Source organism: Promicromonospora sp. NPDC057488 (genome assembly GCF_042802395.1).
Lineage (GTDB): Bacteria > Actinomycetota > Actinomycetes > Actinomycetales > Cellulomonadaceae > Promicromonospora.
The window spans coordinates 1-9,316 of sequence record NZ_JBHVEG010000218.1; the positions used below are offsets into that span (position 1 = coordinate 1).

5 protein-coding genes are annotated in these 9,316 nt (G+C 71.1%); 2 read left to right on the top strand and 3 right to left on the bottom strand.

Annotated features, from left to right (window positions below; translation table 11 throughout):
* Positions 1-44 precede the first annotated feature (44 nt).
* On the bottom strand, positions 45-1,844 hold the full coding sequence (locus ACFU5G_RS27015; RefSeq protein WP_377251684.1) for a discoidin domain-containing protein: 1,800 nt from the start codon (positions 1,842-1,844) through the stop codon (positions 45-47).
* A gap of 149 nt (positions 1,845-1,993) precedes the next feature.
* Here ACFU5G_RS27015 and ACFU5G_RS27020 point away from each other — a divergent pair, with 149 nt between their 5' ends.
* The gene (locus ACFU5G_RS27020; RefSeq protein ID WP_377251686.1) at positions 1,994-3,532 is read left to right on the top strand and encodes a glycosyltransferase family 39 protein; all 1,539 of its coding nucleotides are present in this window, start codon (positions 1,994-1,996) and stop codon (positions 3,530-3,532) included.
* Positions 3,533-3,582: 50 nt separating this feature from the next.
* Here the strand turns inward: ACFU5G_RS27020 and ACFU5G_RS27025 are convergent, their stop codons facing one another.
* On the bottom strand, positions 3,583-5,823 hold the full coding sequence (locus ACFU5G_RS27025; protein ID WP_377251688.1) for an alpha/beta hydrolase-fold protein: 2,241 nt from the start codon (positions 5,821-5,823) through the stop codon (positions 3,583-3,585).
* A gap of 351 nt (positions 5,824-6,174) precedes the next feature.
* Here ACFU5G_RS27025 and ACFU5G_RS27030 point away from each other — a divergent pair, with 351 nt between their 5' ends.
* Positions 6,175-7,638, top strand: coding sequence for a non-reducing end alpha-L-arabinofuranosidase family hydrolase (locus tag ACFU5G_RS27030; protein WP_377251690.1), 1,464 nt, complete (start codon positions 6,175-6,177; stop codon positions 7,636-7,638).
* Positions 7,639-7,711: 73 nt separating this feature from the next.
* On the opposite strand, the gene ACFU5G_RS27035 is transcribed toward ACFU5G_RS27030, so the two are convergent.
* Positions 7,712-9,223, bottom strand: coding sequence for an alpha-N-arabinofuranosidase (locus ACFU5G_RS27035; protein WP_377251692.1), 1,512 nt, complete (start codon positions 9,221-9,223; stop codon positions 7,712-7,714).
* Positions 9,224-9,316 lie beyond the last annotated feature (93 nt).

Genomic DNA, 9,316 nt, shown 5'->3' on the forward strand with positions numbered 1-9,316 from the left:
CCGGGAGCTGAGGCTCCCGGCCCCCACCATGGGGACGTACTTGATCAGTGCCGGGCGTTCACCAGCGCAAGCGCCGCCTGGTACTTCCGGAGCTCCGACCACTTCGTGCCCTCGTCGAGGCGCGCGGCCTCGGCGGCGGCGAGCAGGTCGCCGACCGTGCCGTACCGGGGGGCCCGGTCCTCCAGGGCGACCGATCCGGTCGCGACGTTGAGCCAGGTGGTGAGCAGCTGCCGGTCGAACGCGTCGACCCGCTCGTCGTGGTGGCGCGCCCACAGCACCTGCACGGCGTCGTCCAGGGTGCCCAGGTCGACCACCTCGGCGAACACGTCGCTCTGCGCGCGGGTGGCAGACAGGAGGCACAGCAGCTCGTCGGCCGTGTGGTCCGGGTTCCTGACCTGCCGGTACTCCGACGTCCAGTAGCCGGCGCTCCGCGCCTCGGGCGCCGGCGCCGGCTGCGTGCCCGTCGGCGTGCCGTAGACCTCGAGCTCGTAGAGGGAGAAGCCCCACTGCGTCGCGCGCTCGGTCGCCAGGAGGCGCACGTGCCGGCCCGTGCCCGTCAGGTCGAGGTCGTCGAAGAGGCCGTCGCCGTCGGTGACGGTGTGCACCGTGGCCCAGGTCTCGCCGTCCGGCGAGGTCTGGATCTCGTACCCCGACGCGTACGCGGTCTCCCAGTCGATCACGACTCGGCTGAGGTCGTAGCTCGCGCCGAGGTCCACCGCGATCCACTCCGGCTCGCTCCACCCGCTGCCCCACCGGGTGCCCGCGTTGCCGTCCACCGCCATCTCACCGGTGCGCGCCGGGTCGTCGATGCTGGACGTCGTCACCGGCCGGCCCAGTGCCAGCGACTGGCCGTCGTCGGGGTCGCACTGCTCGCCCCCGTCGTCGGCCAGGTAGCAGCGCAGGTACCGGTAGGACTCCGCGGAGGTCTCGAACGACGGCGCGTCGTCCCACTCGTAGGTGTAGTACTGCACGTACGGCTCGGACGCGGCGATGATCGCCGGGAGGTCGAGCTCGCCGCTGCCGAGGGCGACCTGCCGCATGTCGCCGTCGGCGTTCACGTTCACGGCGTCCTTGACGTGGAGCAGCTCGATGCGGTCCCCGTACTCCTCGATCCACGCCGGGACGTCGATGCCGGCGTCGGCGGCCCAGCCGACGTCGAGCTGGAACGTGACGTAGCGCGGGTCGGTGTTCTCCTCGATGACCTGCCAGGCGCTGACCATCTCGCCCGTCTCCGGGTGGGGGTACCGCGTGGTGAACTCGCTCTGGTGGTTGTGCAGCACGATCTTGTTCGCGCCGTTCTCGTGCGCGTACTCGCCGAGCCGGTTCACGTACTCCGCGGTCGCGACGGCCTCCTCGTAGGTGCCGTAGCTGCCCGCCATCCCGCCGGTCCCGATGTAGTCCTGGCCCAGCGCGACGGCATAGGCGACCGTGGCGGGCCACGTGTCCCAGTCCGTGCTGCCGTGGCTGGAGGACACCTCGAGGCCGTGCCGGTCGAGGATCTCCTGGTAGTCCTCGACGGGCATCGAGTACGGCTGGCTGAACGGCTCGACGTTCGTGAACCCGGCGTTGGCCACCTCGCCGAGCACGCGGTCGATCGTCTCGGGCGACGGCGTCCCGGACCCGAGCTCACCGACGTGGGTGTAGAGCTGGATGGAGATCTTGGAGTCGGGGAGCCCGGCGTCCGGTCCGCAGGATTCGGCGGCCGAGGTGGTCGGTGCGGAGGCTGTCGGGGTGGAGGGAGCGGCGACGGCCGGGGCTCCGGCGAGCGTGCCCGCGAGGAGCGCGCCGCCCGTCAGGGCCGTGGCGAGGCGGCGCGCGCGGGACGAATGGGGCGAGATCTGCATGGATGCTCCGATTGACGACTCTGTCAGTTGATAGCGACGACTATCTGACTTATGCCGCTAGTCATGCAAAAGTAGGATGGCCGTCGGCCGATGTGGTGTCAAGGGCGGATGCTGGCGCGCCGCCGTGCATCGTCGATACGCTCCGGTCCATGGCGGACGCGTCCGCACCACCCGAATCGCGACGAGGCCCGGGACGAGGCCAGACGCGCCCCGCCGTCGCGTGGGCGCCCGTCGGTGCGGCGGTGCTGGTGCTCGGTGTGCTGCTGACCGCGACGAGCACCCGGTACGGGTACCACCGGGACGAGCTGTACTTCCGCATGCTGGAGCCGGGGTGGGGATACGTCGACCAGCCGCCCCTGACGCCGTGGCTGGCGCGGACCTTCGCCGACCTGTTCGGCGACACGCTGCTGGTGATGCGCATCCCGGCGACCTTCGCCCACCTGGCCGCGATCGTCGTGATCGCGCTCGTCGCGCGTGAGCTCGGCGGGCGCGGGGGAGCGCAGGCGCTGGCCGCCTGGGGTTACGCGACGGCGGCGATCCCGGTTGCCTTCGGGCACACGCTGCTCACGTCGAGCCTGGACCTGCTCATGTGGCCCGCGGTCCTGCTCTGCGTGATCCGTGCGGTGCAGCGCGACCCGCGCTGGTGGCTGGCCGCCGGGCTGATCACGGGCATCGCGCTGTACAACAAGCTGCTGGTGGTGGCGCTGCTCGGCGCGATCCTGCTGGGACTGGTCGTCGGCTGGCCGTGGCGGATGCTGCGCCGGTCGGCCGCCCCGGACCGGTGGCCGCTCGCGACACCGTGGCCGTGGGCGGGAGCCGCCGTCGCACTCCTCGTGGGCCTGCCGAACCTGGTCTACCAGGCCACGAACGGCTGGCCGCAGCTCGCGATGGGCGCGGCGCTGGGCGAGCACAACGCCGCCGACGTGCGCAGCGAGATGTGGCTGTTCCAGCTGCTCACGCTCGGCCCGCCGCTGGCGCTGGTCTGGCTCGTCGGGCTGGCGTGGTTGTGGCGCCGTCGGCCCCTGCTGCGCTTCCTGGTGGTCGCCTACCCGGCGCTGCTCGCGTTCACCTACCTGGCCGGGTCCCAGACGTACTACGCGACGGGGCTGCTCTCGGTGCTGTTCGCCGCGGGCTGCGTGCCCGTCGTGGACTGGGCCGGGACCACCTGGCGGCGGACGGTCGTCGTGACAGTGGCGGTGAACGCGGCGGTCTGCCTGGTCATCAGCCTGCCGCTGGTGCCGGTGGCGGTGCTGGGCAGCACGCCGGTCGCGGACATCAACTCCGCGGCGCAGGACGCCGTGGGGTGGCCCGAGTACGTGGGTCAGGTCGCCGACGTGTACGCCGCGCTCCCCGCGGAGGACCGCGACCGGGCGGTCGTCCTGACGCAGAACTACGGCGAGGCCGGCGCCGTGGACCGGTACGGCCCCGACCTCGGCCTGCCCGCCGTGTACTCGGGGCACAACGAGCTGTGGGAGTACGGGCCGCCCCCGGCGTCCTCGACCGTCGCCCTGGTCCTCACCGAGGCCCCCGGGGCGTGGGACCAGCGGTTCGCGGAGTGCATGGTCCGGGGGCGGCTCGACAACGGCGTGGGCGTCGACAACGAGGAGCAGGGTGTGTCGATCCTGGAGTGCCGCGGCCCGGCAGGCGGCTGGGACGCCCTGTGGCCGGACCTGCGGCACCTTGACTGACGGTGCGGCCGGTGGGGTGGACCCGCCGACCGCACCGCGTCAGGGCGACGTCAGGCGCCCGCGTCCTCCGTGAACAGCCGGGGGAGGAAGTCGATCAGCGACTTCTGCCAGACGTCCCAGCTGTGCGGGCCCGGGACGATGGGCGCGAACTCGTGGTTCACCCCACGGCTCTCCATGGCGTCGATCAGCTGCAACGTCGCACCGTAGGTGAAGTCCTGCGTGTCACCCGAGTAGACGCGCAGCAGCTTCGTGCCCTCGTTGATGGCCTCCACGTCCGCGTTTGCCGGGGGCGCGCCGAACGCCGACATGGCGCCGATGTAGCCGAACTCGCCGGGGTGCGCCCAGAGCGTGCTGAGCGTGTGGCCCGAGCCCATGGAAAGACCCGCCAGAGCGCGCTGGTCACCCTGGGAGCTGATGTTGAACTGCTCCTCGGCGGCCGGCACGATGCGCGTCGTGATCTCCGTGGGGAAGTCGACGCCGTTCCCGTTGGCCATGACGACCACCATCGGCACGATGTCGCCCCGCAGGTAGTGGTTGTCCAGGATGCGCTGGACGTAGCCCACCTCGACCCAGTCGGTCCACGTCTGCCCGCCGCCGTGCTGCAGGTAGAAGACCGGGTACTCCTCGGCGCGGTCCGCGTCGTAGTCCGGGGGCGTCCACACGTACGCCGAGCGCTGTGTGCCACCGCCCGCGGTGCTGGCGTAGCTCATGACGCTGACGTCACCCCGCGCCTCGGGCGGCACCTCGGCGGTGTACCGGCCCCGGATCGTGTCGCCGTCGGCGGTGAAGGTGCTCCACGTCGGCTCCGAGAGCACCTTCGTGGGGTTGCCGGCGTCCTTGCGGTCGACGCCGTCGACCACGAACTTGTAGTAGTAGGACCCGCCCTCGACGGCCAGCGAGAGCCGCCACGAACCGTCGTCCTGCTGGACCATGTGGGTGCGCGGCCAGCTTCCGGCCGGACCGAAGTTGCCCCAGACGGTGATGTTGTTCGCGTCGGCGAGCTCGGGGCCGAGCTCGAAGGTGACGACGCCGTTCTCGTCGACCCACGGCGTCGGGGTCGTGCCCGCCGCCGGCAGCTCGTGCTGCACGAACGGCAGGTGGCCCTCGCTCGGGCCCTCGTCGTCGACCTCCTGGAAGATGCGCCCGGCGAAGTCGTGCAGGTTCTTCTGCCAGGTGTCCCAGGTGCCGCCCGTCTCAGGGTCCGACCCGTCGGGCTGGAACTCCACGCCCGCCTGCGTCAGCCGGTCCGCCAGCGCGACCGTGTCGTCGTACGCGGGGTCGGTGACGTTGCCCGCGTACAGGCGGACGACGTCGGTCGAGTCGTTGATCTGCTTGGCCTTGCCGCGCGGGATCGGCTTGTCGTAACCGCCCGAGAACGAGCCGACGTTGGCGAAGTCCCGCGGCTTGGCGACCACGGCGTCCAGGGCCAGCTCGCCACCGCCGCCGATTCCGGCGACAGCGCGGCCCGACCCCTTGTGGGAGACGTTGAAGGCCCGTTCGACGGCGGGCAGCAGCTCCTTCGTCACGCCGGCGGGGCCCGGTGCCGCGGCGTCGCCCATGACGACCACCATCGGCTCGGCGTCGCCGTCGAGCGTGAGGTTGTCCATGATCTGGCCGAGCCGGCCCAGCTCCACCCACTCGCGGTAGCTCTGCCCCTCGTCCTGCAGCAGGTACAGCACCGGGTACTTCTCCGCGCGGTCCGCGTCGTAGCCCGGGGGCGTCCACACGAGCGCTTCCTTCGTGTGCTTCGGACCCTTGCCGTACTCGATCGTCTCGAGCTCGCCACCGTCGGTCACGTCGTCGAGCCACTCCGCGCCCGGTCCGGGCACGAACATGGTGCTGTAGGCGGGCTTCGACGTCACCTCCTGGGGTACGGCGGGGTTGCGGAAGGCGACCGCGTCCTGGTCCGCGGCCGGGCGCGCCGCGTACTGGTAGTAGTACAGGCCGGGCTCGAGGGGGCCGAGCGTGGCGGTCAGGTCCGACCCGCTGGTTCCCATGTTGAGGTCGGTCCACGCCTTGCCCGGACCGAAGTTCCCCTGCACCGCGACGGGGCCGCTCCCGAGGCCGGTCGCCTCGGTCACCGCGGCACGGGGCACCGTGAAGCGGTAGACGTCCGAGATCGGGTTGCCCGGGACCTCGCTCACCCACGGGTCGGCACTCACCGCTTGCGCGGCGGCGTGCGGCGCGACGAGCACCGCCCCCGTCACCACCGCGCTCGCGGCCGCGGCCGCGAGCGCTCGTCGTCCTCGCCGGATCGGGTGGGCGGGCCTTGCCTGAGATTCCATCGCCATCGACTTTCCTCTCGTTCGGACTCGTTGACCTCGAACACGAGGGCCGGCACACCGCTGTGTCGACTCACGGACCATCTGCGTGCTCCCTTGCACGAGTGCGATCCGGTCAGGCTGGACTTTAACGTTAAATAAGGGGTGCGACAAGAACCGATTCTGCCGAAGCTGTTTGTCGCAAACGCCTTGTATGTGGCATGAGGTGCGCGCTACTGTATCGATAAATCTGTCACCACTCATGGGCTTGCGTGCAACAACGGTGTTAGCGCTCACATGTCCTGGCCCGTGCAGGTGGTGGCGCGTAATGCCCAGGCGCGGCCGACGGCGGCCGCGCCCCGACAGGCAAAGGAGCGAAGGATGAGGAAGTCCATCGCAAGTCTCGTGCTCGGGCTGGCCGCGGCCCTGGTGCTGGTCCCGGCCGTGGCAGCGCCCGCAGAGGTGGCACCGGCAGCCGCCGCGAGCAGCAACCTGCTCACGAACGGGGACCTGGAGAACGGCACCACCGGCTGGTCGGCCTTCGGCGCCGGGTCGGTGACGTCCAGCACGAGCCCGGTCCACGGCGGAACCCGGTCGCTCCTGCGGACCGGTCGCACCGCGGCGTGGAACGGCCCGGCCCAGACCGTGACCTCCGCACTCACCAACAACACCAGCTACACGGCGAGCGTGTGGGTGCGCTCCCAGAGCGGGACGCCGACCGGCCGGGTCACGCTGGCCGTGACCGCGGGCGGTACGACGAGCTACGTCAACCTCGCCCAGGGCGCGGTCAGCTCCTCGGGCTGGACGCAGCTGACCGGCACGGCGACGGTGTCCTGGTCCGGGACGCTGTCGTCCGCCACGTTCTACGTGGAGACGGCCGCGGGCACCGACGGTCTCTACCTCGACGACGCCTCGCTCGTGAGCAACGCGGCGTCGGCCTGCGACCTGCCGTCGACGTACCGCTGGTCCTCCACCGGGGTGCTGGCCACGCCGAAGTCCGGCTGGGTCTCGCTCAAGGACTTCACGGTCGCGCCCTACAACGGTCAGCAGCTCGTCTATGCGACGACGCACGATACGGGCACGTCCTGGGGCTCGATGAACTTCAGCCTCTTCAGCGGCTGGTCGGGCATGGCCGGAGCCACGCAGAACACGATGTCGTCCGCGACGGTGGCCCCGACGCTCTTCTACTTCGCGCCGCGGAACCTCTGGGTGCTGGCCTACCAGTGGGGTCCCGCACCGTTCATGTACCGGACCTCCAGCGACCCCACGAACCCGAACGGCTGGTCTGCCGCCAGCCCGCTGTTCACCGGATCGATCTCCGGCTCCGGCACCGGGCCCATCGACCAGGCGCTCATCGGCGACGGCACGAACATGTACCTGTTCTTCGCCGGGGACAACGGGAAGATCTACCGGGCGAGCATGCCCATCGGCAGCTTCCCGGGCAGCTTCGGCAGCTCCTACGAGACCATCATGAGCGACACCACGAACAACCTGTTCGAGGCCGTCCAGGTCTACAAGCTCCAGGACCAGAACAAGTACCTGATGATCGTCGAGGCGATCGGCGCCAACGGGCGGTACTTCCGCTCGTTCACGGCGAACAGCCTCTCCGGGTCGTGGACCCCGCAGGCGGCGACGGAGAGCAACCCGTTCGCCGGCAAGGCCAACAGCGGTGCCACCTGGACCAACGACATCAGCCACGGTGAGCTGCTCCGGACCACGGCGGACCAGACCATGACGGTCGACCCGTGCAACCTGCAGCTCTTGTACCAGGGCCGGTCGCCCAGCTCCGGCGGGGACTACGGCCTGCTCCCGTACCGGCCGGGGCTGCTCACGCTCCAGCGCTAAGGCCCGGGGCGGACGGCGCGTCCTCTCGCCGGCGTGAGCGCGGCGAGGGGACGCGTCGTCGGCGCGCTCGGGGTCAGGCCCGTTCGAGCCGGACCATCGACCAGGAGACGGGCGGCAGGTCGACGTGCGCGCGGTCGTCGGCGACCTTGGCCGTGGTGTTCGCGCGCGGCAGCACCGAGGTGGCGTCGTCGGCCGTCGCGGACCACGTGTGGTCGGGGTTGGCCAGCGTGAGCGCCTCCACTACCCGGAGCCCCGGGAAGCCGCGCAGGTCCACGTCGAGCGCCACGTCGTCGGTGAGCGACCGGTTCACCGCGAGCACGACGACGCCGCCCGTCTCGGTGTCATGCGTGGCGACCGCGTCGAGCACCGGCACCGGGCCGAACTTCGCCGTCTCCTGCACCGGGGCGTCCACCGCCAGACGCAGCACCTCGCCGGCGGCGTGCCGTGCGGTCAGGGCGAAGGGGTGGAACGTCGTCTGCCGCCAGGAGCGGCCGCCCGGCTCGGTCATGATCGGCGCGATGACGTTGACGAGCTGGGCCAGGGACGCGGCGTGCACGCGGTCCGTGTGCCGCAGCAGCGAGATGAGCAGGTTGCCGACCACGACGGCGTCGGCCACGTTGTAGCGGTCCTCCAGCAGCACCGGGGCCACGGGCCAGTCGTCGCCCGACGGCGGGCGCGACTCCGCGCGCTTCTGGTACCAGACGTTCCACTCGTCGAACGAGACGTGGATGTGCTTGGTGTGCTTGCCCGCCGCGCGCACGGCGTCGGCGGTGGCGGCGACGGAGTCGACGAAGTGGTCCATGTTCACCGCGGAGGCCAGGAAGGAGGCGAGGTCGCCGTCCTCCTCCCAGTAGTACGCGTGCGCCGAGATGTGGTCGACGTGCTCGTACGCCTCGGTGAGCACCGTGTGCTCCCACTCGCCGAAGGTGGGCATCTGTGAGCCCGACGAGCCGCACGCCACGAGCTCCAGGTCCGGGTCGACCATGCGCATGGCCCGCGCGGTCTCGGCCGCGAGGCGCCCGTACTCCTGCGCCGTCTTGTGGCCGATCTGCCACGGGCCGTCCATCTCGTTGCCCAGGCACCACATCTTGATCCGGTACGGGTCCTCGGCCCCGTTCGCCCGGCGCAGGTCGCTCCAGGTGGTACCGCCGGGCACGTTGCAGTACTCCAGCAGGTCCAGAGCCTCCTGGACGCCGCGCGTCCCGAGGTTGACGGCCATCATCGGCTCGACGCCGGTGCGGGCGCACCAGCGCATGAACTCGTCGACGCCCACGAGGTTGGGGTCGGTCGAGTGCCAGGCGAGGTCCAGGCGGCGGGGGCGCTGCTCGACCGGCCCGATCCCGTCCTCCCAGCGGTAGCCCGAGACGAAGTTGCCGCCGGGGTAGCGCACCGTCGAGACGCCCAGCTCCCGCGTGAGCTCGACGACGTCGCCCCGGAACCCGTCGGCGTCCGCCGTCGGGTGGCCGGGCTCGTGCAGTCCCGTGTAGACGCTGCGGCCCAGGTGCTCGACGAACGAGCCGAACGTACGGGGGCGCACCGGTCCGACGACGAACGCCGGGTCGATGGTGACGGATGCGGACAGCATGAGTGGTACTCCTCGGTGGTCGGTGCTTGAGGGCATGCTTCGCGCAGGCGGGGCGGCTGCGGTGGTGACGGCCGCGGTGGCCGGCCGTGGTGC

Coding starts and splice junctions, on each gene's coding strand:
- ACFU5G_RS27015 (WP_377251684.1), bottom strand. CDS start 1,844: ATGCAGATCTCGCCCCATTCGTCCCGCGCGCGCCGCCTCGCCACGGCC.
- ACFU5G_RS27020 (WP_377251686.1), top strand. CDS start 1,994: ATGGCGGACGCGTCCGCACCACCCGAATCGCGACGAGGCCCGGGACGA.
- ACFU5G_RS27025 (WP_377251688.1), bottom strand. CDS start 5,823: ATGGCGATGGAATCTCAGGCAAGGCCCGCCCACCCGATCCGGCGAGGA.
- ACFU5G_RS27030 (WP_377251690.1), top strand. CDS start 6,175: ATGAGGAAGTCCATCGCAAGTCTCGTGCTCGGGCTGGCCGCGGCCCTG.
- ACFU5G_RS27035 (WP_377251692.1), bottom strand. CDS start 9,223: ATGCTGTCCGCATCCGTCACCATCGACCCGGCGTTCGTCGTCGGACCG.